Annotated in this window: 22 protein-coding genes; 11 read left to right on the top strand and 11 right to left on the bottom strand. The window is 56.2% G+C overall.

Annotated features, from left to right (window positions below):
• Window positions 1–63: 63 nt before the first annotated feature.
• On the bottom strand, window positions 64–939 hold the full coding sequence (locus DL88_RS16545) for a DUF72 domain-containing protein (RefSeq protein ID WP_034998663.1): 876 nt from the start codon (window positions 937–939) through the stop codon (window positions 64–66).
• Window positions 940–1057: 118 nt separating this feature from the next.
• Between DL88_RS16545 and DL88_RS20460 the strand changes: the two genes are divergently transcribed.
• The gene (locus tag DL88_RS20460) at window positions 1058–1447 is read left to right on the top strand and encodes a hypothetical protein (RefSeq protein WP_156971166.1); all 390 of its coding nucleotides are present in this window, start codon (window positions 1058–1060) and stop codon (window positions 1445–1447) included.
• Window positions 1448–1560: 113 nt separating this feature from the next.
• Here the strand turns inward: DL88_RS20460 and ubiG are convergent, their stop codons facing one another.
• Entirely contained in the window at window positions 1561–2322 is a 762-nt protein-coding gene (gene ubiG, locus DL88_RS16535) for a bifunctional 2-polyprenyl-6-hydroxyphenol methylase/3-demethylubiquinol 3-O-methyltransferase UbiG (protein WP_034998661.1), read from the bottom strand.
• A gap of 441 nt (window positions 2323–2763) precedes the next feature.
• On the opposite strand from ubiG, the gene DL88_RS16530 reads away from it, so the two are divergent.
• Complete coding sequence (locus DL88_RS16530; RefSeq protein WP_034998659.1) at window positions 2764–3129, top strand: hypothetical protein; 366 nt, start codon at window positions 2764–2766, stop codon at window positions 3127–3129.
• Window positions 3130–3196: 67 nt separating this feature from the next.
• On the opposite strand, the gene DL88_RS16525 is transcribed toward DL88_RS16530, so the two are convergent.
• Together DL88_RS16525 and DL88_RS16520 are read right to left on the bottom strand one after the other, a co-directional pair.
• Entirely contained in the window at window positions 3197–3436 is a 240-nt protein-coding gene (locus DL88_RS16525) for a hypothetical protein (RefSeq protein ID WP_034998656.1), read from the bottom strand.
• A 132-nt stretch (window positions 3437–3568) separates the two neighbouring features.
• On the bottom strand, window positions 3569–4231 hold the full coding sequence (locus tag DL88_RS16520) for a phosphoribosyltransferase (RefSeq protein ID WP_156971165.1): 663 nt from the start codon (window positions 4229–4231) through the stop codon (window positions 3569–3571).
• A 1143-nt stretch (window positions 4232–5374) separates the two neighbouring features.
• Here DL88_RS16520 and DL88_RS16515 point away from each other — a divergent pair.
• The 4 genes from DL88_RS16515 (at window position 5375) to DL88_RS16500 (ending at window position 9881) form a co-directional block, all read left to right on the top strand.
• On the top strand, window positions 5375–6664 hold the full coding sequence (locus DL88_RS16515; RefSeq protein WP_034998652.1) for an oligosaccharide flippase family protein: 1290 nt from the start codon (window positions 5375–5377) through the stop codon (window positions 6662–6664).
• Between the two features lie 53 nt (window positions 6665–6717).
• Entirely contained in the window at window positions 6718–7926 is a 1209-nt protein-coding gene (locus DL88_RS16510) for a glycosyltransferase family 4 protein (RefSeq protein ID WP_084705245.1), read from the top strand.
• 35 nt (window positions 7927–7961) lie between these two features.
• Window positions 7962–9386, top strand: a complete 1425-nt coding sequence (locus DL88_RS16505; protein ID WP_034998649.1) for an FAD-binding oxidoreductase — start codon at window positions 7962–7964, stop codon at window positions 9384–9386.
• 114 nt (window positions 9387–9500) lie between these two features.
• On the top strand, window positions 9501–9881 hold the full coding sequence (locus DL88_RS16500; protein ID WP_034998647.1) for a tautomerase family protein: 381 nt from the start codon (window positions 9501–9503) through the stop codon (window positions 9879–9881).
• Between the two features lie 102 nt (window positions 9882–9983).
• Here DL88_RS16500 and DL88_RS16495 read toward each other — a convergent pair whose 3' ends face one another.
• On the bottom strand, window positions 9984–11291 hold the full coding sequence (locus tag DL88_RS16495) for an NRAMP family divalent metal transporter (RefSeq protein WP_034998644.1): 1308 nt from the start codon (window positions 11289–11291) through the stop codon (window positions 9984–9986).
• Between the two features lie 296 nt (window positions 11292–11587).
• Window positions 11588–12346: an SOS response-associated peptidase gene (locus DL88_RS16490; protein WP_034998642.1), complete on the bottom strand. Its 759-nt coding sequence runs from the start codon at window positions 12344–12346 to the stop codon at window positions 11588–11590.
• A gap of 161 nt (window positions 12347–12507) precedes the next feature.
• Here DL88_RS16490 and DL88_RS16485 point away from each other — a divergent pair, with 161 nt between their 5' ends.
• Window positions 12508–13509 (top strand): L-threonylcarbamoyladenylate synthase, encoded by a 1002-nt coding sequence (locus DL88_RS16485; protein ID WP_034998640.1) that lies wholly within the window; start codon window positions 12508–12510, stop codon window positions 13507–13509.
• A 50-nt stretch (window positions 13510–13559) separates the two neighbouring features.
• On the opposite strand, the gene DL88_RS16480 is transcribed toward DL88_RS16485, so the two are convergent.
• The 3 genes from DL88_RS16480 to DL88_RS16470 form a co-directional block, all read right to left on the bottom strand.
• Entirely contained in the window at window positions 13560–15125 is a 1566-nt protein-coding gene (locus DL88_RS16480) for an efflux transporter outer membrane subunit (protein WP_051956102.1), read from the bottom strand.
• A 370-nt stretch (window positions 15126–15495) separates the two neighbouring features.
• On the bottom strand, window positions 15496–17082 hold the full coding sequence (locus tag DL88_RS16475) for a DHA2 family efflux MFS transporter permease subunit (protein WP_034998637.1): 1587 nt from the start codon (window positions 17080–17082) through the stop codon (window positions 15496–15498).
• Complete coding sequence (locus tag DL88_RS16470; RefSeq protein WP_034998634.1) at window positions 17079–18278, bottom strand: HlyD family secretion protein; 1200 nt, start codon at window positions 18276–18278, stop codon at window positions 17079–17081. Before DL88_RS16470 ends, DL88_RS16475 begins: the two co-directional genes overlap by 4 nt.
• Window positions 18279–18952: 674 nt before the next feature.
• On the opposite strand from DL88_RS16470, the gene DL88_RS16465 reads away from it, so the two are divergent.
• Both DL88_RS16465 and DL88_RS16460 read left to right on the top strand, forming a co-directional pair.
• Entirely contained in the window at window positions 18953–19582 is a 630-nt protein-coding gene (locus DL88_RS16465) for a TetR/AcrR family transcriptional regulator (protein ID WP_034998631.1), read from the top strand.
• 75 nt (window positions 19583–19657) lie between these two features.
• Window positions 19658–20482 carry a uracil-DNA glycosylase gene (locus tag DL88_RS16460; RefSeq protein WP_034998629.1) on the top strand — a complete coding sequence of 275 codons (825 nt, stop codon included), beginning with the start codon at window positions 19658–19660 and terminating at the stop codon, window positions 20480–20482.
• A gap of 90 nt (window positions 20483–20572) precedes the next feature.
• Here the strand turns inward: DL88_RS16460 and cobT are convergent, their stop codons facing one another.
• Window positions 20573–21646: a nicotinate-nucleotide--dimethylbenzimidazole phosphoribosyltransferase gene (gene cobT, locus DL88_RS16455; protein ID WP_084705244.1), complete on the bottom strand. Its 1074-nt coding sequence runs from the start codon at window positions 21644–21646 to the stop codon at window positions 20573–20575.
• A 752-nt stretch (window positions 21647–22398) separates the two neighbouring features.
• On the opposite strand from cobT, the gene DL88_RS16450 reads away from it, so the two are divergent.
• Window positions 22399–23181: a 3-hydroxybutyrate dehydrogenase gene (locus tag DL88_RS16450; RefSeq protein WP_034998626.1), complete on the top strand. Its 783-nt coding sequence runs from the start codon at window positions 22399–22401 to the stop codon at window positions 23179–23181.
• Between the two features lie 480 nt (window positions 23182–23661).
• On the opposite strand, the gene DL88_RS16445 is transcribed toward DL88_RS16450, so the two are convergent.
• Window positions 23662–26034, bottom strand: coding sequence for a PAS domain-containing sensor histidine kinase (locus DL88_RS16445; RefSeq protein ID WP_034998624.1), 2373 nt, complete (start codon window positions 26032–26034; stop codon window positions 23662–23664).
• Between the two features lie 316 nt (window positions 26035–26350).
• On the opposite strand from DL88_RS16445, the gene DL88_RS16440 reads away from it, so the two are divergent.
• The coding region (locus DL88_RS16440; RefSeq protein WP_034998676.1) for a transposase at window positions 26351–26557 on the top strand (207 nt) is incomplete at its 3' end.

Raw genomic sequence — 26557 nt, 5'->3', positions numbered from 1 at the left:
GAGCCAGCTTGGCCAACGCTGCCATGCCGGAGACAATGACAATCGATTGCCATTAGGGAATGATCAGACAAGATCCCCGCGCAAGAGAGTTTTCAATCTCATGGCGTCGTGAAACGCCCTGTTCTGCGCCGTATTGTTAAAGAACATAAAGACATCGCGTCCTGCCTTGAGCGGTTTCGCCTGATCGGCAATCAAACAGGCATCTCGCGGCTCACTTCCTTGCGACCATGTATGCGTGCGCCGAGCCCAAAGATTGAGCGCTTCCTCATCATATCCGCTGACATAGAGTTGGCGCGCGCCATGGAAGCGACAATAGATGAAATCGGCGGTAACATCCGTCAACAAGGGCCATTTCGGACTATCAGCGCAGACCAGCGCCACCCCAAATTCACGCAGCAGATCGATGAAAGCAGGCGCTCGGAAAGTGTCATTGCGGATTTCGACCGCGTGACGCAGGGGATGAATGTCCTCAATGAGCAGTCCACAACGGTCTGTCGGCAGATCATGAGACTGTGCAAGCTTGCGCGCCGCCTCCGTATCCTGTGGCAAGAGCGCCAGAAAGGCACGGAACGCATCGGCCTCGAATGTCCGTGCGGGTGGAAATTGCCAGAGAATGGGGCCAAGTTTCCGGCCCAAATGCAGGAGACCGGAGGCAAAAAAATTTGCGAGCCCTGTTTTCAGCTCTTCGCCTTCACGAGTTTGCGTGATGAAGCGAGAGCCTTTGACGGCGAAGACGAACGTTTCCGGCGTTTCATCATGCCAGCTCCGAAAGACCGTCGGATGCTGCAACCGGTAGAATGTGGCATTGATTTCTATCGTATCGAATTGCCGCGACGCGTAAAAAAGCTCCTGCCCATGCGGCAGCCCTTTTGGATAGAAAGATCCACGCAAAGGCGCATAGGCCCAACCGGACGTTCCGACGCGTATCGTTCCCGCCATGGTTTTCCCACATGCTGCAATGCTCACGCGGGAAGAATGCGGCAGCCTGAAAAATGTCCCCTCACAATGGCCTTATCCGCTAAGGGTAAGCAGGTTTTTTCTGGAAAAGCGGCTTTGCATGGCCCATTCTGACAGGCGGACCTGTCAGAAGATTCTCCCGATCCGCCTGACGGACGGATACATGGAGCTTCGGACCTTATCCCCGGCGGTGGTGCTGATGGCCGAACATGCGCTGGCATTCCGGGCTCAGCTTCGAATAGAAATGCCTCATGCAATGCGTGACATTCGCAACATCGGGGATGAAACGGTTGCAAAGACGTTCGGCATCCGGCCGGCATGCACGTGTCTGTTCCGCACGGCTGAAAGCAAAAGCTTGTGTCGAGCTGACAAGAAGGATGGAAGCAAGCAGAATTTTGGTCATCAGAGATCCGAATTTGACGAAAAAGAAGTCATGGTGGATCAATCCCATGGATATACCATTCAGATTGATCGACCTTTCTCTGCTTAACCGCTTCCATAAAGTCTGCCAAGACTTGGTAACATTAACATTTATGCCAGCGCCAAAAGTATCTTTACCAGATAAGCACCAGATTTGACTTACTCTAATGCAATAAATCTATCTTAACGGCGTGCCGCAAGCATGTAGTTGATATCAAGATTATGTGAAAGCCGCCATTGTCCGCGCAATGGATCATAGACCGCACCGGTCCGATCAATGACACTCAGACCATTGGCGCGAACCATCCGCGTTAATTCATCTGGGGTAATGAATTGACGCCAATCATGCGTCCCCGGCTCGACCCAGCGCAAAATATATTCAGCGCCGACAATCGCCAGGGCAAAGCTCTTTAAAGTCCGGTTCAGGGTCGCAGCCACAAGAAGGCCACCGGGCCTGACCAATGCCGACGCTCTGCTCAAAAATTCAGGAACATCGGCGACATGTTCCAGAACTTCCATCGTCAGCACCGCGTCGAAGGAAACATCCGGCGATAAATCTTCGACGCGTTGACAACGATAATCGATCGAAAGTCCGGATTTTGCTGCATGAGCCCGTGCAACCTCAATATTCCGGGGCGCCGGGTCGATCGCCGTCACAATGGCACCAAGCCGGGCCAGCGGTTCCGCAAGCAGCCCCGCCCCGCAGCCAATATCCAGAAGACGCAGTCCTGCGAGCGGCTCTTCCGCCCGGCGGTCGCGCGGCCGCCCGTTCTCCTGAGGAAAATGGCGGCACAGGAGATCGCGCAAATAGCCAATGCGAACCGGGTTGAAGGCATGGAGGGCAGCCATTTTCCCTTTCGGATCCCACCATTCCTCACCGACACGATCGAACCGCGCGACATCTTCGGCATCGACCGTCGAGCCCTGCGCCTTGTCTTCGGTCATAGTGCCAGCCTCCAGAATGGAATGAAACGAATCTCCACATGCAGGCGCGCTTCTAGCACGCTTTCAGCCTATATTGAGCGCGTCTTCCCGGCTCAATTGGCTTCAGCCTTGCTATGAAGTCGCTCTTCGCTCACGATGGTCGACAAGGCTCGAACGCGCCGCATCCTCATCCTTTGCTCACCCATTGGCACAGAACATATTCGCCTAGCTCTGCATAACCTTCCTCAACGTGCCTTCGGCGGTTTCCGTATCCCTCACAAAAAACAACAGCACTTTCAAATCTTTCGAGTCGTTCCGTCATTCCCCTCAAGACGAAATGACTCTAAAAATCAGCGCAAATTCGGGCTCCAACCAAGGAGTTCTCCAACAACGAAAAGTCTCTTTGAAAAGCCGGCGCCTTCATCAGGCACCCCTTGAAGAGACAAATGAGAGGCAGAAAGAATGTCGGATACACCGGAAGCACTCATCACCAAGGCCCGCACGGATTTCGCGAGTTTCTTCAAATGGGCCGATGCGCTGGACGGCATGATCAAAGACCAGATCGGCCCGAAATTCGGCCTTGTGGTTAATGAGCCGGAGGCCGATACCGCGACCGGCGTGGTCAGTGGCAGCTTCACTATTACACGGCCGTTGAAAGACCCGTTGGTTATTCCGTTCAAAATCACAGGCAAGATGATCGTCGTCGATCACGACAAGTTCTTTTTGACCGACAAGGCGACGAGCAGCAAAATTACTGAATTTTCAACCGATTCCATGCATGATATCAATCGGATTCTCGGCGATATCATCCAGAATTACATCGGTTGAACGGGAGAGCGGCGTTCGAGGCAGAGCGCCCTTCATCCGGAGCGCCGCTTCCATTCCACGCGGAAGGTCAATCGATCAGATTGCGCTCGCGCGCAGCGGCTTCCGCGAAGAGCCGGGCTTCCCCGGCAAAATCAGCTCCATCATTGGCTGTCGCATTATTGCCGATCGTCACGCCATCGCCGAGCATGCGGCGTCCATCCTGCGTGACAATGAAGAAGGCATAGCGATGGGCCTCCGCGCAATGGCGTATGAGAATCGTTTCCTGATCCGCCTGATCGACCGAATAGGCATCCGTTTGTTCTTCCATGACCGACCTTTATAGAGTTTCGCCAATGGCGATTGCTTGATCACCCAGAGGGAGCATTTCGACTTGAATGGATCCCTTTGGCGGTTCCATAGCTTTGTAAACCCCGCGCTTTTCTCGTTCGGGCAAAGAGTGTCACGAAGGACTGGCCGCGACATCATCGTCGACCCAGAACTCCTGACGCCCGAAGGCCGGCGTCTTGAAATCATGGATCACTTTCCCGCACACGATTGCCCCAAGAACGGCAGCACCTTCTCTCTGAAGGCAATCCCGCGCCGCCAGCAAGGTTGTGCCGCTGGACACGAGATCATCGATCAGAACGACGGCCTGACCACGCAGCGGAAAATCACAGATAAGTTCAGGCGCTAGCGCCGGCAAAAGCTCCTGTCCCGCGTCCAAAATGTTTTTCGGGGGTGTTTCTCGCCAGAACAGAGCGTCGACGGGAGAAAGTTTCAGCTCGGTCGGCGCCATGGCTTCGTTCAACATGAACCAGGAGCGGAATGTTCCCACGCCGATCACCGCCTCCTCGGACGGCATAGGCACGAGGACCGGAGACGGCCAGGAGACCTCTTCAGTGATGCGGCGTTCGATGAAACGTCCAAAGGCCCGTCGGGCAACACCGACATTTTTTTCCTGCACCCGAACCGGCTCTTTTTGCGTGTGAATGGCAAAGGGATGTTCGAATTCGCCAGTCCGAACCGCCTGGCAAAAAAGCGCGGCGTCGTGATAATCGCGCCAATCGCCTTCGCACTTTTGCACCGCTTCTGGCAAATAGCCGCACATGAACAAGACTTTCATGACCTTCGTCCTGTCAAGGCTTGTGGCAAGAGGCCGAAGCAGGAGCGATGCCGGATCCTGAATGGAAGGTTCCATGCGGAGCACGGCATCAAAACCTGCCATCGGAACCATGAGCTTCATGCTTTGGCTGAAAGTCTTTGAAGCAAGGGCCATACCTAAATGCCACACAGCCCCTGACGCCGAGACGAGAAGCAGGACAATTTTTCCGGCATGAAACCCTTGCTTCTCCCGTGGTTATACCCAACCTGAACGGAGGAGCGGCCGGTCCATGGCCAATCTCATTGTACGCCGTTTCAACCGAGTGCGTTTACGGAGGCAACGACGCAAGCTGCATTCGGTACAGGATCGAAACCATATCCCTCAAACCCTTCCACAACAGAAAGGGGGATAATTACGGCGAGATCCACCATTGTGATCACGCTGCTACCCGAAAGATTGAGATTATTTCCGCAGCACAGGTCTTGACCGGCTGGAAGAAGGGCTCCAAACCTGCGGCATCTACATTCACGATTTCATGAAAGGCTCCAACCACGAGCTGACGAGCCTCTTCGACAAACACTGAGTAAAAGTCTATGGACTAACTATCATCGCCGTTGCTTCTCGCAAAAGCGCTGAGCGGCGGTAAAGCCCCTATGGCGGACATCAAAATTTGCAGCAAGCCGGAAAAATACACCGTCTTGGCGATGAATCGTTCAGTAACCTTAATACATAATAAATGAACGTAAATTCATCGCTCGCCTGGGTATTATCCGGAGCCTCTGCATGATAATCTATTATACTTTCGGAAACTCAGCGGATTTTCGCCAAACCTCATCGATCCCCGCCGATCGGACCCAATACGGTTTGATAAAAGTCGAAGTCAGTTGTGTAAAGTCCTGCGCCGGACATCGGGGTACTGGAACTTCGCCGATCATGCAGTTATCTAGACATTGTTCATGGCTTGACGAGGACTTAAACGATGTTGATACCAGTTGCGCAAAGAAATTCTGAGAAGAACTCCCCTCTATAATTTTAAGTCAATAGAAAAGCGAACAATTCATGGTCCATTCAGCCGCCCTAAACACAGCCAAAGCTCTGTAAAATTCCCTCAGTGTGGCCCACATAAGGCCAGATCTTCAAGTCCACTGGAGCACCGTGAAAGGAATGCCAGCCATTTTTCGTAACAAGCGCGTCAATACGATGTTTACCGTAACATCGCTGCGCACCTTGTCCCTGGCAACCAACCTGCTGACGGGAATGCTGACCGCATGGGTTCTTGAACCAACTGGCCGAGGCATACAGACAGCTTTGGGCATCGGCGTCTTCGCCCTTATCGGAATTTGTGATTTTGGGCTCCATATGTCACTGATTTATAACATCAAAGCCGACCCGGATAATAAAGCGCATTATTTTGGGAGTGCATTGTTACTCGGCTGGATCAGTGGCTTCACGGGCATCGGCATCGGCTGGATCATCATGCCCTATTTCCTTAGAAATTTTGATGAGCATACGATTCATGTCGCCCAAATGCTGATGTTTTTCGTGCCCGTCGGGGTGACGTCGAGCATATTGATCGGTGTGCTCGAGAGCCACAACGAGTTTAATTTCGTCAGCATAACGGGTGTCGTGAATTGCATTTTCACCCTTATTCTACTGCTGATATTTTGGCTCACCGGCTCGCTTTCGCCAGTCACCGCCTCGAGCAGCTATCTTATTCCGACAGTCCTCATCGCTTTTATTCTTTTCCTGCGTGTGCGGCCTATTCTACTGCCGGCCTCCCCATTCCACTGGATACCGCTGAAACGGATGTTTTTCTACGGCGCACGATTCTTCGGTATTGATTTCATCGGTACTATTTCAGGCTATCTCGACCAATTCATCATGATCCGGTTTCTTGATGCCCATGCCATCGGCATTTATACGATCGCGCTCAGCGCGGCGGGTGTCCTTTCCGTCATTCCCACGTCGATCAGCACGGTCCTGTTTCCATCGGTGGCTGGCCGTCCCAAAGAAACCATCAATGATATCGTCGGCGTAACCGCACGTCTCACCAGCGTCGTGACCAGCTCCGCCGCGCTATTTCTCGGCCTCTTCGCGCCCTATATCCTCAGCATTTTCTATGGACCGAAGTTCGAAGAATCCGTGACTGCCTTTCGCATCTTGCTGGGCGCCGGCATCATCAGCCACACGTCGCGTATCTTCTATCAGATCTACAGCGCCTCGGGACGCCCAGAAATCGTGACCTATTTCGAAGCCATATGCCTGCTTGCCGTCGTTATTTTCATGGTCACACTCATTCCGCAGTTCGGACCAAACGGCTCAGCAATGGCGATTTTCCTCACCGCAGTCATCAGGTTAATACTTGTTCTTGGTGGTCTACGAGGGATTCTCGGCTCTTCCATTCCAAGATTGATATGCAATGAAGATGATATCAGGAGAGTTTTCAAAGCCTGAATAATACGCATGCAGAACGAGCATGATACCTTGCGTATGCCGGAGATTTCATCTTGGAACGAGCCGTTTCGTCACCTTACGCTACAATTCTCTTTCTACTGAAGCGCGTGGATTGCAACGATGGAGTAGCGTCTTATTGTCAGACCCTGGTCGAAGGTCTCTCGGCCCGTGGTGATGAGGCCTATATTTATTCCGGTTCAGTCACTCAATATTACGGTTCAGCGACACGATACGAGCGGATAAGGCGTTGCGTCAGGGATTGGGCCGTCGACGAGGCAATGGAAGCCGCCAGGCCATCGGGGAAACTGATCAATCATCTTGTCAGGACGGTCAAGCAATGGCGTATAAGTGTCATAAGCCCACAAGGGCTCTCACAGCTTCCGCTCGCCATGATCGTCTCTTTCCTGACAGGCGTTCCAGTCGTCGCCAATTATCATCCCTCGCTTCTGACATCCAATATCAAAACGCAGGAGAAACGCTTTTCGTGGCAGTCGAAGCTGCTCTACTGGGTATTGACCCATATATTTCAGCCTCGCAAATTCATCGCGATCTCCAAAGAGATTGGTGATTTCTACATAAATGACTGTCACATCAGCCCAAAGCGTATCGCTTACATTACCAATGGCATTGACACAAAATTCTTTCATCCCCCAACGGCGTCGCAACGCGCGCAGGCACGCAATATTCTTGGGCTCGCTGATGACTGGATTGTCTGTGTGCTCGCCGCGCGTCTGAATTTCGTCAAAGGACATGACGTCGTGATCGATGCGCTGCGTCTCCTGCGCAGCCAAAACGTAAACGCGAATTTCATCTGCCTGTTCGTCGGTTCAGGCGATCAAGCCGATGAAATCAAGAGCTATGCGTTCAACGACGAAAATGATGCGCATGCATTTCGTTTCCTTGGATTCATGCCCGATCAGGACTTTCGCGACGTCTTCTGGGCCTCCGATATCGCACTTTTGCCAAGCCGCCATGAAGGCTTCGCATTAGTTATTGCCGAAGCGATGGCATGCGGCTGCATACCGATCAGGACCAGAACCGGCGGTGCCACGCAGCAGATCATCGAGGGAGAAACCGGCTTTACAATCCCATTCAACGATGCACCGGCGCTTGCCGATCGATTAAGGACACTGATCGACCCCGGATTGAGGGAAAAACTACGCCTGCGCGCGTCTATTCATGCAAGGCACGAATTTTCGCAAGATGAAATGGTCAAGAAAACATCAGAACTTTATCGCGCAATGGCACCCTGGCGGGATTAGCACGTTGTTGTCGGCTAAAAGCGTAATCAATAATCATGGATAGACTTTCCGTCTCCGATAGAGATTTCATCATCCGCCTGCGCGCCGTGCTTGGCGAGACCCATGTCCTGACCGAGCCGGTCGATATGGCCGCCTATCTCCAGGAGCCACGCGGGTTGTTTCATGGCGCCGCGCTCGCTGTCGTGCGTCCCTCCACCACGCAGGAAGTCGCTTGCATTCTCAAACTGAGTGCCGAGGCAGGAATCGCCGTGGTTCCGCAAGGCGGTGATACCGGTCTCGTGGGGGGACAAATTCCAATTGCCGGAACCAAGCCTCTCGTCTTGTCGCTGACGCGGCTCGACCGCTTACGGGAAGTCGACCTGCATTCCGATACGATGACGGTCGAGGCGGGTATGACACTGGCTGCCGTGCAGGAGGCAGCCGATGCCGCAGACCGGTTGTTCCCTCTTTCTCTCGCTTCCGAGGGATCCTGCACGATCGGAGGTAATCTGGCGACCAATGCCGGCGGCACCAATGTCATCGCTTATGGCAATGCGCGGGCTCTGGTTCTCGGGATCGAGGTGGTTCTCGCGGACGGCCGTATTCTGCATGACCTTTCCAAGTTGAAAAAAGACAATACCGGATATGATCTCAAGGATATCTTCATCGGATCGGAAGGGACACTCGGCATCATTACTGCCGCTGTCCTCAAGCTTTTCCCAAAGCCCCGTTCGCGCGCCACCGCTCTCATCGGCCTTGCCGATCCCCGCGCGGCTGTCGATCTTCTCACCTTCACGCGCAATGAGGCCGGAGGCTCTATCATCGCCTTCGAATTAATTCCCCGCATCGGCATTGATTTCGTCCTGAAACATACGCACGGCAATCAGGATCCGCTTGCGAAGACCCATTTGTGGTATGTCCTGATTGAACTCGCCAGCCCACAGACAGAGGGCCTCGACGACATTCTCCTGCGCATTCTCCAAGGCGCGATGGAAAAGGGACTGATCGAAGATGCCGCCGTCGCGGCCACGCTTGCCCAGCGTGATGCTTTCTGGCGTTTGCGCGAATTGCTTTCCGAAGTTCAGGGGCGCGAGGGCGGATCAATCAAACATGATGTTTCCGTTCCGATCGCCGATATTCCGGACTTTCTCTCCGAAGTCGAAGCCACTTTGGCGGAAAAAGTACCTGGCGCCCGGCCAGTACCCTTCGGCCATGTCGGTGATGGCAATATCCATTGCAATATTTCCCAGCCCGTTGGCGCCGACAAGCAGGAATTTCTCGACCGCTGGGATGAGGTGAATACGATCGTCCATGCCATTGTCGCGAAATATCATGGCTCCATCTCGGCCGAACACGGTATCGGCCAATTGAAACGCGCCCTTTTGCCGAGTGTGAAAGATCCAGTGGCGCTCGACGTCATGCGCGCCATCAAACAAGCGCTCGATCCGCAAGGTCTTCTCAACCCCGGGAAAGTTCTCTAAAGCTCTGGCCAATCGAAGCGAAGGCTTCCGATAATCTCTATCGTTGAAATTGTATCAGCTCTGCCTGGGAACGGGGCCCGTCCTGGGTGTGATGCTCCAGGAAAGGACATTTCGATGCCGCTTACACGCGTCTCTCTCATCAAGGGCAAATCGCCGGAATATCGCCGCGCCATTCTCGACAATGTCTATCTCGCCATGCGCGAGGCCTTTGGCGTTCCCGAGGAAGATCGTTTCATGATTCTGACCGAGCACGACAAGAACGACTTTGTCTATGGCGCCGATTATCTCGGGATCACGCGCGATGATGATCTCGTCATGATTCAGATCTACGCCAATAATACCCGGACGACGGAACAGAAAAAGGCGCTCTATGCCCGGATTGCCGAATTGTTGAAAGACAAACCCGGTGTGAAACCGGAGAACGTCCTCATCAGCCTGGTCGAAGTCGCCAAGGAAAATTGGTCATTCGGCCATGGCCTTGCACAATATGCATGAGGCAATGATAGCATTGAACCAGAACGGGATACCCGTTCCGGTTCGATTATCCTTGGGAAGATGAACGCATCGTTTCTCATCCCGATCGATAGGAACAAGCCTCTAGAATGACGTCACGATCATCGCCACGACCACAAGCCCCATCAGAATTGTGGCGGCCCAGCCAAGGATCTTGAGCCAGCCGTTGACGATGAACTCACCCATAATATCCGTTCGCGCGGTGAGAAGCATCATGATCGCCATCACCGGAACCGCCGTCACGCCATTGATCACGGCACTCCAGTAAAGCGCCGAAATAGGATTGATTGGCGTGAAATTAAGGATCATGCCGATCAAGGTCGCAATGACCAGCGTCGCATAGAAGGCCTGAGCCTCTTTCGGCCGTCTTGCAAGGCCCATGGGCCATTGGCGCATTTCGCCGATTGCATAGGCCGATGAGCCGGCGAGCACCGGCACGGCGAGAAGACCCGTCCCGACGATACCCAGCGTAAATACGGTCGCCGCCAGTTCACCGGCAATGGGCCGCAAGGCCTGCGCGGCCTCTGCGGATGTCTGGATATTCGTGATGCCGGCAGGATTCAAAGTCGCCGCCGCTGTCACGATGATCGCGAGAGCGACGAGGTTAGAAAAGCCCATTCCGACCAATGTATCGATGTCGATCCGCTTGAGCGCCGGGCCGGCCTGGCTCGGCGCGTCGACAAGATCGATCCGCTTTGGATAGACGTGCAGATCCTCGACCTCTTCCGAAGCCTGCCAGAAAAACAGATAGGGACTGATCGTCGTTCCGAGAATGGCGACGAGCGTCATCAGATAATCGGAACTCCATTGGATTTTCGGCCACACGAGATGGAAGGCAAGAGTCCGCCACTCCACATGCACCATGGCGACGGCACCAAAATAGGCAAACAACGCAAGCGTCAGCCATTTGAGCACGGATACATAGCGCGTATATTGCAGGAAAAGCTGCATGGATACGCAAATGGTGGCGAAAAGCAATACATAGAGCACACGGGGCGCTGGCATAAGAAGCGTAAGCGCGTCTGCCATCGCCCCGAGATCCGCACCGAGGTTAATGATATTGGCTATCAGCAACAGCAAGACAATCGATGTCAACAACCATTGCGGATAATGCAACCGCAGAATACCGGCAATCCCGTGACCTGTCGTCCGGCCAATTCTGGCACTGATCACCTGAATCGCCGCCATCAGCGGATAGGTGAAAAGCATCGTCCAGCCAAGTAGATAACCGAATTGCGCTCCCGCCTGTGAATAAGTGGCTATGCCGCTTGGGTCATCATCCGATGCGCCTGTAATCAGGCCCGGTCCCAACACTTGGAACAGGCGTGGCCGGGTCGGGCTGACGACCGGGCTCGGTGCTTCGGGATCGTCCAAATCAGCTTTCAAATCCATGAGATTTTGTCCAACCTATATGCATGTTGGGGCGCAAGGCGGTTCGCCCTGAACGCATCCCGCCCGGAAGCGTTTCCGTCCATTCAATTCCTGTTGAAAATCTTCAAGCGTCCGAGAGGCTTCATATCACACGACGGGACCCTGCCCCGTACTACGGAGCGCGAAGATTATCGCCCACTCGTTTTCTTCGAAAGACTATAGGACTGCTGTGTGACGCCGACCGGCGTTGACGCATCCCGGGCGTCAAGCCCGCATGGAGAGATACAGACCATAGTCATTCCCTTGCGGGGCATGTCCTAAAAGAGACTGCCTTGCAAGGGCTCTTCCGGAGGCTCCTTGTTCGGATGGACATCCTCCGGCCGATCTTTCTGCGAGAGCCTCGTCTGGATATCGGGGGCATCATGGTCGACCTTATTGACCGCCAAGCCGATTTCATGGAATTCGAGGACATCGTTTTCCGGCGGGTGCAGAAGACCGTAAGCTTCGTTTGTCTTCTCCTCATCCGGATCGAGCCACAAATTGAACTGCGCGCGCTCAATGATGGCCGGCAATCGCGGATGCAGGGCCGAGGTGGCGCCATTCGCCGCCGTGGTGACGATACAGGCCGTATCCACTTCCTCCCCATTCGGACCCATCCAGGTTTCCCACAATCCCGCAAAGCCGAGCGGATCACCATCGCGCCGGCGCAGCAGATAGGGCCGGCCGGGTTTTCCCTTGGCCTCATGTCGCCATTCATAGAAGGCATCGGCCATGAAGAGGCAACGCCGTCGGCGCATCGCATGTTTGAAACTGGCTTTGCTGAACAGGCTTTCGCTGCGGGCGTTGAAAACCAATGGATAGGTTTTCGGATCCTTGACGAAACCAGGTACAAAGCCCCACCGCATCAGCAAAGCATGGCGTCCCGGCGCGGCTCCCCCGCGCCGCTCCGTTCTGACGACCGGCACGGGCATAGTCGGCGCAATATTGTAGCGTGGCGGAAACTCCATCAGTTCCTCATAGCCGAAGAAGGCTCGAAGATCCTCCGGAGATGATGTAATGGCAAACCGTCCGCACATTCCGTTCGCACTCACCTTCTGCGCAACTGTTGTTCGGTCTTACGGGCAGGATTGAAGCAATTCCATAAGCCTGTCCCGATCACAATCGCCGCGCAAGATTCGGTATATTTTCCGTTCCCGTTGACCGCCGCTTCCGCAAGGCGAAATCGAAAGGCGCTTTCTTGTCTTCCCTCGTCCCGGCCGACCATTCCCCTGAAATCGAAAAGGCCGCCGCCATCCTGCGCCGGGGTGGCCTCGTCGCTTTTCCGACCGAGACCGTCTATGGACTGGGTGCAGACGCGACATCCGATAATGCCGTCGCCGGCATTTATGCCGCCAAGCAGCGCCCCTCATTCAACCCGCTGATCGCTCATGTAGCGAGCCTCGAGGAAGCACGCCAGCATGGCCTCTTTTCCGAAACGGCATTCCTATTGGCGCGTCAGTTCTGGCCGGGGCCCCTGACGCTTGTCGTGCCGGCAGCGCCTCAGGGCAAAATCTGTTCCCTCGCACGCGCAGGTCTCGACAGCGTTGCCCTGCGGGTCCCCGCCCATCCGCTGGCGCGGGCGCTGATCGAGGCCACCGGCCTTCCACTTGCCGCGCCTTCCGCCAACAGATCCGGCCGCGTGAGCCCGGTCACCGCCGAACAGGTCCGTGAGGATCTCGGCGATCGCGTGGATTTCATCCTCGATGGCGGCCCCTGCCCAATCGGCCTGGAATCGACGATCATCGATTGTCTCGGGGACGTGCCGCGCCTCTTGCGACCCGGCGGTATTTCCCGGCAAACGATCGAAGATTGTCTTGGCAAACGCCTGAGCCAATCTTCAGCCGTCTCTCCACCTTCTGTTTCTCAAGCCGAACCATTGCGGGCTCCCGGGCTTCTCACCTCGCATTATGCTCCGCGCGCCGCCGTTCGCCTCGAAGCGACGAGCGTCCACGAAGACGAGGCTGGTCTCGATTTCGGCGGCACATTCGGGAGGCAGGGAGGGGACAATTGTCTCGATCTATCGCCGGGCGGCGATCTGAGAGAGGCGGCAGCGCATCTTTTCACTTATCTGCGTCAACTGGACCGCCTTGGCCTCCCGAGGATCGCGGTCGCGCCGATTCCCGAGAACGGTCTTGGGGAAGCGATCAACGATCGCTTGCGCCGTGCCGCCGCACCACGCGCGCCGCAAGCCGACGGCTGACTGCCCCAGGCAGTAGAGGGGAACGCTTCCTCTTGCCGCTGTGAAAAAGCCTATTGCATCGCCTGTTTGATGGCACTGGCAAGAGTGGCAACATCCCCAGATTCCGGCTGGGCGGATGCTGGCTTCTCGGGAAAGACTCCTTCCCAACCACCACCCAACGCCTTGTAGAGCGCGACGAGGTCTGTCGACACATTTGTCGTGCTCTGGGCATATTGCTGCTGCCCGCCGAGCAATGTGCGTTGAGCATCGAGCACGGTGATGAAATCCGTCACGCCATTATTGTAGCGGCTGCGCGCGAGCACCAGGACCTGACGCGCATGATCGACCTGCGCCTTGAGACGTGCCCGCCGCTGCTGTTCCTTCTCATAGGAACTCAGGGTATTCACAACTTCATGCCAGGCGTTGAGGACCGTCTTGTGATAGGAAACCGCGGCTTCCTGTTGCTGCGCCTCGCGCAGATACAATGTCGATTTGAGGCGGCCACCATCAAAGATCGGCACCGAGATGGCCGGGCCGAAATTATATTGCAACGCGCTGGGTTTCCACAGGTTCTTCATATCGAGAGCGGCGACGCCGACGCTGCCGTTCAACTTGATCTGCGGATAGAATTCGGCGACCGCGACGCCGATATTGGCAGTCGCCGCATGCAATTGCGCCTCGGCCGAGCGTATATCCGGACGCCGGCGGGCAAGCTCGGAGGGGATGCCGAGCGGAACATGCGGCGGCGTGGGAGGAATTGGCTTTGCCTTGGCAAGCTCCCCGCGCAGGCTCCCCGGAGGCTGATCGAGCAGCAGACTGAGCGCGTTGATCAGCTGTGTTTCCTGATCGCGCAGACTCGGCATCTGCGCCTTCTCGCTCTCCACCTGCGCGGCCGCGTTCTCGACATCGAGCCCCGTCGTCATGCCACCGGCGGCACGGCTCTGGGTCAATTTGAGAATATCCTCGGAACTGGCGATATTGTCATTCAGAATACTGATCTGCGCCTGGACACCGCGCAATTGAATATAATCGCGTGCAACTTCCGCCATGACGGAAATCAGCATGGAGCGGCGCTCCTCCTCCGCAGCTGCGAGCCGCGCATCCGCCGCCTCGATCTGCCGCCGGACATGACCCCAGATATCGAGTTCCCACGAGGCGTCAAAGGTCGGCTGATAAATGCTGAAAGGGGGAATGTCGAAACTTTGGCCGGCAGGGACGAGCGCATTGCCGAGCGACGGTAAACCGTATTTGCTATAAAGCTGGCGCGAATAGCTGGCATTGCCGTTGCCGGTCGGCAACGCTGCCGCAGCAGCAACCCCTCTTTCGTACCGGCTCTGCTCCATCCGCGTGCTCGCCGTCCTTAGGTCGAGATTGCTCGCAGCAACCCTCTGGACGAGCGATGTCAGGCCGGGATCACGGAAATTCTGCCACCATAGAGAGTCGGCTGATGTCGAAGACCCCTCCGGCGTCAATGCTGCGGTGACAACTGCCTTTTCCGGTGGTCCGGAGAAGGATTTCGACGGCAGCATGGGATCAGGGCCGACATAATCGGGACCGACAGACAGACATCCTCCGAGACTGCTGCCAAGCGAGAGAATGGCGAACAATGCCGGTGCGAAGGTCTTCCTAGCTGCCATATCGGTCTGCCCCAATCGAAAGAACGATGGCACCAAACCCAACGGCGGCCGCCACATCGAACTATATCCCGTGCGTTCTGTCCGCATACGGCGCATCATCATTGATTATCCATCTTCGAACACCCGGGGCGACGGACACATCAACCCAGACGATACGACGTACTGACCTTTAAAGCATCGGAGGTTCAAACAGAGTCGTCTTCGATGCTCTATTTCTTTGAAAATGCGCCGAATTAATCCCAAAAGCGATTTTCACTTCCGGTTTTGATACTCTAGAATATTTTCCGATCCTGTTGAATCGCTTCGCGATTCCATTTCCCGGAAAATGTTCTGTTTTTTGGTGGAGCGTCTCGGATCTCTCCGAAGCGCTCTAGTGGACTGCGCCTCCGCCACCGCCCTTGGCGTTGGTGAACAGGAAACAGAAAGGAATAACCGCGAAAGCAATCACGGCAATGTAAAGAAACACATCCGAATAGGCGAGAACCTGAGCCTGCGTGCGGAACGTCAGATAGACCTTGCCCAGAGCTATGTCATGCGCGGCTCCCGCGGCGCGCCCCATGGCAATCAGCGTCCGCTCATATTGGGCGACCAGATCGTTGAAGGGTTGATGGAACGGTGACATCCATTGCGCCAGATAGGACTGACGCGCCTGTGTTCGCTCCGTAATCATCGCCGTCGCCAGCGAGATGCCGATTGAGCCGAAGACGTTGCGGAGCATGGTCAAAAGCGCGGTCGCATCGCCATTGAGTTCACGCGGCAGCGTCGCATAGGCAATGGCGCTGATTGGCACGAAGAGAAAGCCGAGCCCCATCGTCTGAAACGACCGCATGATCACCAGCGTCTTGAAATCGATCGTCGGCACCAGCGTGCTTGAATAGAGAAACGCGCCACCCATGATGAGAAACCCAATCGCGATGAGGTAACGCGTCTGAACAAAACTCATCATCTTTCCGACGATCGGAATGAGTATGATGATTGCTATGCCACCCGGTGACAGGATAAGGCCGGACCAGGTCGCATCATAGCCGATGACGGTTTGCGAAAATTGCGGAATGATGACCGCACCCGCATAGAGCACGCCACCGACTGCCGCCATGCAGAAACACCCAACGGCGTAGTTTCGGTCCTTGAACACCGCGAGATCGACGATCGGTTTTTTGGCGGTCAACAGCCAGCCTATCGCGCCCAATATGCCAAGACCCGCGAAAATCGCCATGATGATGATGAACCGGGAGCCGAACCAGTCTTCATCCTCGCCACGATCCATCATGACCTGCAGACAGCCGAGGCCGATAGTGATCAGGGCAAGGCCGATATAATCGACACCGTGGCTGCGCCGTGCCGCGACCCACGGCGGATCCTCGACCAGGATGGAAACCAGGAAAGTCGCGACAATGCCGACAGGAATATTGACGAGAAAGACCCAGCGCCAATTGTAGGTATCGGTCAGCCATCCGCCGAGCGCCGGCCCCAGAACCGGCGCGACAATCGTCGCAATGGCTGTCACGCCAAAGGCGGCGCCGCGCTTTTCCGGCGGAAATGTATCGAGAATGATCGATTGCTGGTTCGGCTGCAATCCGCCGCCGAAGAAGCCCTGCATAAGGCGATAGAAAATGAGCTGACCAAGACTCGTCGCTATGCCGCAAAGCAGCGAGCACACCGTAAACATGACGATGCAGATGATAAAATAGCGCTTGCGGCCGATCAGATCACTAAGCCAGCCGGAAATGGTCAAAACGATGCCATTGGCGACGAGGTAGGAGGTCAAGGCCCAGGTCGCCTCGTCGTTCGAGGACGAGAGGGCACCGGCAATATGCGGAAGCGCGACATTGACGATCGTCGTGTCGAGAATTTCCATGAAAGCGGCAATCGTGACGACAACAGCGATTGCCCAGGGATTATGCCGGGGTTTCCATTCCGCGTGCCCCGCTTCCGCAAGATCGGCCGCGGCGCTCATTTCAACGTAACCGTCGGTACGACGGAGATGCCGAGCGGCAGAGGCAGGTCTGGATCAAGCCCTTCGTCGATCACGATCTTGACCGGAACACGCTGGACGATCTTCACATAATTGCCCGTCGCGTTTTCCGGAGGGAAAGCGGTGAATTTGGATCCCGAGCCGAGTTGTATGCTATCGACATGGCCATGCAGGTCGAGGTGGGGATAGGCATCGACCTCGATCTTGACCGGCTGGCCGGGACGTATGCGGTCGAGCTGGGTCTCCTTGAAATTGGCGGTGACCCAGACCTCCGGAGAGACGATCGAGAAGATCTGCTGTCCCGGCGTCACATAATTGCCGATCTCGACATTCCTCTTGGTGATCCAGCCGTCCTGCGGTGCCCGCACCACGGTCCATTCGAGGTTGAGATTAGCCTGATCGAGTTGCGCCTGGGCTTGTTCCACCTGCCCTTTCAATTGCCCAACGGTGCTGTCGGCGACGCCGATCCGTTGCGGCACGGGTGAACTCTGCAGGATTTGCGCTTGCGCCAGTTTTACCTGCGCCTCCGCCTGCCGATAGGCGGATTCGGCGGCATCGACCTCCTGCTGGGTCGTTGCTTGCTTCGGCAGGTTTTTCTGGCGCTTGTTGTCTGCCGTAGCCTTGTAGAGATTGGCCTCGGCGACAGCCAATTGCGCCTGCGATTGCTGCAAGAGAGCCGGATAATTCTTGCGCGCGATTTCAGCCCCGAATTGCTCGGATTCGAGCTGTGCCTTAGCCATCGCCAAGGCGCCTTCCGCCGACTCCTGGCTCACCTTGAACTGGCTCGGATCGATATGGATCAGCGGCTGTCCCTTACGCACGAATTGGTTGTCGGTGACATCCAGAGAGACAACCTGCCCAGCGACACGCGGCGCGATGCTGACGGCTCGTCCATCCGTGAAAGCATCATCCGTCGATTCCAGATCCCGCGTCGTGAACCAGTAATAACCGCCGCCAAGCACCATCCCTGCAACCACGAGAAAGCCGATGATCCTGACGGTACCGCTGCGTTGCTTGCGAGCCGTATCCCGTTGCGCATTGCCTTCTGGCCGCTCCGCATCTTCTTGCGGTATATCGCGCTCAAAGGCGTCCGCACGACGCTCGTCGCGGATACGGCTTTCCGCGGGAATCTTTGTTTCGCGGCCGGAAATTTCGCCGCCGTGATAAGCCTCGTCCATCACTAATCCCGCCTTCAGTCATGAGCAGCACAAGGCAAGCAGCGCAAGGTACAATCAGCCCCGTTCACGCCTTCCACCACTGGATCCAAATTCTTGGTTGGAGGCTAGGCGAAGCAGGCGACCGATCTCGGGATTGGTCAGGCCAAAAAACCCTAACCTCTTGCCGGGGTTACATGAATACCAGCCTTCGCCGGTATTGACGCTCAAGGATTTTGTGCGTCAAGAACCTCGTCTACACGCGAGCGGCCCGGACATTTCCACGCCTACATGGCGCATATGCTTGCCCGGGAGAGCCCTCATTCAAAGTCTCGTCGATCACGATCAGTTGTAGTCCGTGCGGTTCGGCTTAAGAACCAGCACTCTGCCTTAACGAGGTCGGGTCTCAAAAACACATCCGAAAGAAACAATTCCAAAGAGTCGTGCTTATCGAGATTTGGTATTAATTTGTCAGGTTCATTGCGATGCGTCGCTTGGCGACCGTTTCAAGCCGTTTCCCTGGCCCTGTTCCTCTCCGGGCCCTATGAAAAGCAATGAGAAACCCTGAAATGGTCGAAAAGCAGATGCCCCGAAGCTTGTTCAATTTACCGTCGAACTTGCTTCTCTCGACAAGTGAAGACAAGATAGCTTATCCGAACCGATAAGTTCGTATAAGCGCAAAGGATCGAGCGGTCAAGGTGAGTTCACATGAAGAGCGCCGGGTACGGCGCGGCCAGAAACGCAGAGAAGAAATCGCCATAGTGGCGGAACAGGTTTTCCTGGAGCTCGGTTTTACCGAAGCGACGATGCAGATCGTTGCGACGCGTGCCGGCGCATCCAAGGAGACCCTGTACCGGCATTTCGGCTGCAAGGCAGAATTGTTTTCCGAAGTGATGAATGGCCGCTGCGAGCGGTTTATGAGCGGGGCCGAGGAAGCTTGTTCGAGCGCTAACGAACCCGCCGTCGCTTTGAAGGCGGTCGGTTTGGCGGTGCTTAACCTGATTGTGAGCCCAAGCGGCCTTTCCGTCTATCGGCTGGTCGTCAGCGAAACGCTCCGTGCCCCCGAACTCGGACAGATTTTCTATGAGCTCGGACCGAAGAGACTTTATCTCAAAGTTGCCGATTATCTGGCGATGATGACCAAGGCCGGAAAACTCAACTGCCCGGATCCCTTGGTCTGTGCAGAATTATTTCTCGGTGCAGTCAATTCGGGACACCAGATGCGAGAACTGGTGATGCCAAATAAGACAATCATTACCGAAGAAAGAAAAAATGCCTATGTAGATGAGGCGGTCCAGATGTTTCTCGCTCGCTATGGGCGGGTGTGAAACCATGCATCAGGGCCGCGACAAGGGTGCAGACGAGGGCACAGACAAAGGCGCAGGGCCGACGGATTGAAATTTATGGCGGACGCGCTGACAGCTCTTCTCCAATGGTATGCCGCGATGGGCGTCGATATCGCCCTCGACGCGCTACCACATGACCGGTTTGCCGATTCCGAAGCCGCCAAAAACGCGAAACAGCAGCCGCAGGCGAAGGCTGTGCCTGCGGATGACCCGCCACGATCCTCTTCGCGCTTGCCAAGCCCCAGCCCCGAAAGCAAGCCGCAAGCGGCCTTCTCGCAAAGTGCCGAGGAAACAACCGCCTCAGCCATGACGCTCGAGGAGTTACGGGCGAAACTCGATGCCTTTCAGGGCTGTGGTTTGAAAAACACCGCGACGCAGCTCGTTTTTGCCGACGGCAATCCACAAAGCCAAATCATGATCATCGGCGAGGCACCCGGCGCCGATGAGGATCGTCAGGGGCGTCCCTTCGTCGGCCGCGCAGGACAATTGCTTGATCGCATGTTGGCTGCCATCGATCTCGATCGCAACCAGGTCTATATCGCCAATATCGTGCCGTGGCGCCCACCCGGCAACAGAACGCCGACAACAGTGGAAATCGCTGCCTGCCTGCCGTTCATTCGCCGTCAGATCGAACTGGTCTCGCCGCGTTTTCTCATCTGCCTTGGCGCGCCCTCCGCGCAAACCCTGCTCGGAACCAAGGAAGCGATCACCCGGCTGCGCGGGCGGTGGCGCGAATGGACCTGCGGCGGAAAGACCATTCAGGTGCTCCCCATGCTGCATCCGGCCTATCTCCTGCGCCAACCGGCCCAGAAGAAACTTGCCTGGGCCGATTTACGCCTGCTCGCCAAGGCGCTGAGGCAGCAGCAACCACCGGTAAAATGACCACCATACGGCCGTGATCCTTCCGGGAAGGCGGCGCAGGGCTGCATCACGATACCTGTCCTCATACCCTCAAAGCGGCATTCGGACGGGTCACAGGCGCTCTGCTACTCCCGCTTCCTCGAAAGTCGCCATTCCATCGTGACAGGCAAGCGCCGCCTTCACGATACCGACGGCGAGCGCCGCACCCGACCCTTCTCCCAATCGCAGGCCCAGATCGAGCAATGGCTTCTTGCCAAGCCGTTCCAGCACGCGCGCATGGGGCTCCTCACCGGAAACATGGCCGGCGAGGCAATGGTCTATGGCAGCCGGATGCAGCGCATGAAGAATGGCGGCGGCAGCGCAGGTCACATAGCCATCGAGCAGAACGGGAATACGCTCGATGCGCGCGGCGAGAATGGCGCCTGCCATGGCGGCGATCTCACGGCCACCGAGACAACGCATCAGATGCAGGGGATCGGCGAGAAGCTCTCTGTGCAACGCGACGGATTTTTCTACTGCTTCGATCTTCCGCTCAAGACCTGCAGCATCAACGCCGGTGCCCTGCCCTACCCAATCCCGGGCGTTGCCTCCGTATAGCCCATGGTAGATGGCCGCCGCCACCGTCGTGTTGCCAATACCCATCTCGCCGAGACAAAGCAGATCGATATCACCGGCAATCGCTTCCATGCCGAAAGCGAAGGTCGCCGCGGCAGCGGCCTCATCCATCGCCGGGCGTTCCGTAATATCGCCCGTTGGCAGATCGAGCGCCAGTTCGAAGACCTTGAGACCGGTTCCGAAAGTGCCGCAGATTTGATTGACCGCCGCACCACCCTTGCCGAAATTTTCCATCATCGTACGCGTGACCGAAGAAGGATAAGCGGAGACGCCGCGCGCCGCCACGCCATGATTGGCGGCAAAAATCGCCACGAGCGGCCGGTCCATATGCGGTCGGGGATTGTCTTGCCACGCCGCAAGAAAGGCGACGATCTCTTCAAGCCGGCCCAGGGAACCGAGCGGCTTGGTCAAGCTGGCTTCGCGCTGGCGCACGGCCTCCGCTGCCGTCTCGGAAGCGGCCGGCATCATGGGAAGCAAAGCGCGGATATCATCGAAAGGAGAAGCGGACAATGCAGAACTCGTCTTGGGAAGGAAACAGCGACGCAGGTCGGGACGCGCGCTGAAAAACATACTCTCCTGCGACGCACAAGGATAATCCCGACGTATCTCGGGATGGAGCGTCCATCCTTTTGCGGAGCATTGACCCGTGTCGGATCAGGAATAAAGGGGGAAACGGCCAGGCAGAGCATGTTCGGGATGCCGTCGCATGCTCCTCCCCTGAAAGGGCGTACGCTGTCAATCCCTTTGGGGCACCAAGCGAATCCCATAAACCAGAAGGCGGACATCGCTTTTTGAAGGAAGTATGAGAGGTTTAAAAACACCGCTCAAGAGCCGGGTGATCCCGCAATATTCTAGAGGAAGCGATGGGAGAGGTTTTCAACAAAACGCTGATCAGCATCCTCGTCAGGAAGCAATCACCAACCGAAAGGTATAGGGACGATCCGGCAATCGGTTGATAAACACCTCGACGAATACGAAGAGACTCGCAGTTTCAGGACCGCCCAGGGCCTTGCGCATTTTCCGATGACATTGAACCGCTTCGTAATTCCGTCTCTTTGAAATCGCTCACGATCAATTGTCACCACACCCTGCGATTAACGAAGCTACCATTCAAAGTGCATGGAGCGTAGCGGTTCTTCTCGCCGTGCTCCATATTCCCCCCTTCCACGGCCGTTTGGCCGATACTCACTCTCGGCCACGTTCTAGCGGAACAGACGTTTGGGCGTGACAAGATCATTCATGATTATCTGAGAGAATAGTAACCTTCCTGGCTACGGCCATGATTCACGCCACCGCTTAATTGAAATCGGAAAGTTCCCACCATGTTGAAGGACAAAACCGCCGTCATTACCGGTTCCACGAGCGGAATCGGCCTTGCCTATGCCCATGCCTTCGCCAAGGAGGGCGCGAATGTCGTCATCAACGGTTTCGGAGATCCCGCCGAGATCGAGAAGACACGTCAGGGAATCGAGACCGAATTCGGCGTCAAGGCGCTTTATTCCCCTGCCGACATGACCAAACCGGCTGAAATCGCAGACATGGTCGCGCTTGCGGAAAAGACCTTCGGCTCCGTCGATGTCCTCATCAACAATGCCGGCATCCAGTTCGTGTCGCCGATCGAGGAATTTCCGATCGAAAAATGGGATCAGATCATCGCCATTAATCTGACCTCGGCTTTTCATACAATTCGCGCGGCACTGCCCGGCATGAAGAGCCGTAAATGGGGCCGCATCATCAATACGGCCTCCGCTCATGCCCTCGTCGCCTCCCCGTTCAAATCCGCCTATGTCAGCGCCAAACATGGCATCGCCGGCCTGACCAAGACTGTGGCGCTCGAAGCAGCGACTTTCGGCGTGACGGCCAATGCCATCTGCCCCGGATATGTCTGGACACCTCTCGTCGAGAAACAGGTGCCGGATCAGGCCAAGGCACGCGGAATCAGCGAAGAGGCAGTCAAGCGCGATGTCCTGCTCGCCGCGCAGCCAACGAAGGAATTCGTGACGGTTGAACAGGTCGCCGCACTGGCAGTCTTTCTCGCAAGCGATGCTGCGGCTTCCATCACCGGAGCGATCATCCCCGTCGATGGTGGATGGACAGCGGCGTAAAGTTCAGGAGAATGACACAAACCGCCAATGCTTCCCGGTTGAGGAAGCATTGGAGCGATCTCGATTGATCGCAAGCATGTTGCGCAGCCACCAGAGACTACCGGTTCTGTCACCTGTGACTCTGGTCTTTCAAGCTGTCGTCAACAGGCTTTATTTTTACCTCTTATCAGGGCCGTTGTTACAGACGATCAATGTCAAGACACGAATAGCATTAGCCTGCGGTGGAGAGTGCATTACGAAAGATGGGTTTCCTGTATGTTGCGGCTTCTTTCACCCCACATACACAAGATCCATTCGAGGGAAACCCCGACAAGCCATCTCTGATAGATTGTGGCACGGATTGTCCTTGCAGATCCTTTCACCCTCTGGCGCATGATGGCGACAATACCGGCAAGCCAGCGTCCGCTTTTCATGCCTTACGCAGCAGTTGGTGACCTCCCGATTACCTTCGATTCAATGGGCGATCGGTCTTGAGCGTGGTCAACCCCTGTTTCTCTGCGGCAATTTTTGCGGGCTCACACGAGTGATGTTCGAGGAAGCGACAGCCGAGGCGAGAAGGATTTTTTGCCGCGAAATATCATTGGGTTCGGGCAAACGAACCAGCACGATCGTTCCCGACCCAACCGTCGAGCGGATACGCATCGACCCGCCGTGGAGATCGACGAGCGAACGGGCAATGGCAAGGCCGAGACCGGACCCTTTCATTCCATTCGACATCGAGCCATGCAATTGTTCGAAGGGACGCCCGAGGCGCGCGAGTGGCGCCGGTGGTATGCCCATTCCGGTATCTTCGACATAGATGTTCAATGTCCCCTGGTTCATCCGCGTCCGAACAGTGACACGTCCATGTTCCGGGGTGAATTTGATCGCATTGCGCAGAAGAATAAGCAGAATTTTCTCGATGGCGGTGCGGTCGGCGTGGATCATTGTCTGTGGCGAAGCTTCCGCCAGGAGACTGATCTGCTTCTCCTCGGCCGTCGCCTTCACGCCCGCAAGCGCCGCCGAAACCGCCGCGTCGATCTCGAAGTCGGTCTTCTCCAGCCGCACCCGGCCCGCCTCCAGGCGCGACATATCGAGCACATCCGAGATGACGCCCAAAAGATATTGGCCGCTCTGACGAATATCGTTGCAATAATCGACGTAACGCGGCGATCCGAGTGGACCGTAGGGTTCCTGCCCCATCAATTCCGAGAAACCGATGATCGCATTCAGCGGCGTCCGCAATTCGTGGCTCATATTGGTCAGGAATTCGGATTTGGCACGGTTTGCAGTCTCGGCCTCGGCTTTTTGTTCAAGATATTTCTCGGCGAGATCGGCGAGCTGCTGCGCCTGCAATTCCAGCGTCTGACGGGATTTACGCAAATCGGCAATCGTCGCCATCAGGCGACGCTCCGATTCCATCAATTGCTCTTCATGCCGTTTGAGCGTGGTGATGTCGGTACCGACCGACACATAACCGCCATCCTTGGTGCGACGCTCGTTGATCTGCAGCCATCGCCCGTCCGCAAGCCGCGCTTCATAGGTGCGCGCGCCCGCCTGCAGCCGTTCTCCGACCGCGATTTGCGACTGGATCAACGGCGGCGTGCCCCGCGCCATAACCTGCATATAGGGTGCGCCGGGTGTCAGGACATCATTGGAAAGATTGTGGAAACGCTGGAATTTCTCGTTGCACATCACGAGACGGTTGTCGGCGTCCCAAAGCACGAAAGCCTCGGAAACCGCTTCGATCGCATCCCGCAGCCGCATATCAGCCGTCGCAGTCCGTTCGGCCAAAACCTTATGCTCGGTAATATCGACGCAAATGCCGATGAGATGGGGTGTATTGGAAAGATGATCACGAACCAGTTCCGCACGGGCACGCAACCAGACCCAATCGCCCGCGACATTGCGCATGCGGAACGCATGGTCAATGGATTCGGTCTGTGAGGCCGCGAGCATTTCGGCGATTGTCGTGAGATCGCCGTCCTGGGGATGCACCAGAGCGTTAATATCGCCAAAAGAGACGAAATGCTCGTTCGGGACCATCCCGAGAATTTCATACATCGACTGCGACCAAAAGACGCGGCCACGCGCGAGGTCCCAGTCCCACAAGCCGCAACGGCCACGGTTCAGCGCCGTATCGATTCGCTCACGCATCAACTCGCAAACGTCGTCGGCATCCTTCGCCCGCCGTGCCTGCCAAAAATAAGCGCAGGCCAGCGCAACCAGAACGAAAGATGTGGAGAACAGAAAGAGGCCCGCCCGCCAGCTGTTGGCCTGCCAATCCGCCAGCACTTCCGTCATGGGCTGCAGAACGGCGACCTGGGCTCCGTGAGGCGCAGCGAGCATCCGCACCGTGGCCAGCGCCTCGCGTGTATCCCCAAGAGTAATCCGTAGTACACCGGCTTTGTCAGCAAAAGTCGTCAATGGCTGCGCAGGCCCGAGAAAATCGGACAGCGTGCCCTGTGCCACCCGCGTTGGATAGACGCCCACGATCTTACCCGCGGGATCGGCAACGAGGATCTCCTCGCCGCGTGACAACAGAACTGGGGACAGAATCTGAGAAAGGCTTTCGCTGGAAACGGTCGTGTTCTTCTTGGCTAGCGCCGACGAAAGATCACGCGCTACCAACGACGAAACGAGATCAAGATGATCCATCGCCTCGGCTACGCAACGCTCGTAGGATTCCCGGCCCAGAACGACCGCCAGCGCGACCATGGTCGCGACAAACAAAGCCACCATGACCGGAACCGCACGGCGGATCCAGACCTCATGGGCGACAAGACGCGAAATTGCGACTTGCGTCTTCGTACAGGCAAGTCCTAGCAATGTTCCCACACGTGCGGGAACACCGGCTGCGTCTGCACGCGCCATGTCACAGGCCCCCTCGATATCGATTCGAAGCGATGTGCCGCATCTGCGTCGAATCGGTTCTATCTGAAGGTCTCCACGACGTTTTGTCCAGCACCGAAATAGGCTGAGAGAAAGAGTTTTGTGGAAAACTGAAGTCAAGCCCAATTTACGCTTGCGGCAACGAATCACTTCTTTTGTTTCTTCGGCAGGTTAGACTGATTACGATCTTTGGCCGAATTATCGGCCCTTAGGTCCTGTTGACGAATAGGATTCCCAAGTTGCGAAGGTTCTGATTCAAAGTCGCTTTCAGAAGGAGGCGACTTTGATTCGTGGGCTGATGTCGGATGAAGAATGGGCCTGTCTTGAGCCGTTCGTGACGCGGCGCGGGCCGCATAGCGGGCGACGCGCGAAGGACCATCGCCTTGTTCTTGATGGTATTTTCTGGATTTCCCGCACGGGCGTGCAATGGCGCGATTTGCACGAGCATTTCGGCAAATGGTCATCAGTTTATCGCCAGTTTCGGCGCTGGACGCTGGCTGGATTG

This window comes from Beijerinckia mobilis, from assembly GCF_000745425.1.
GTDB lineage: Bacteria > Pseudomonadota > Alphaproteobacteria > Rhizobiales > Beijerinckiaceae > Beijerinckia > Beijerinckia mobilis.
This window is presented reverse-complemented; position numbering and strand designations above follow the sequence as displayed.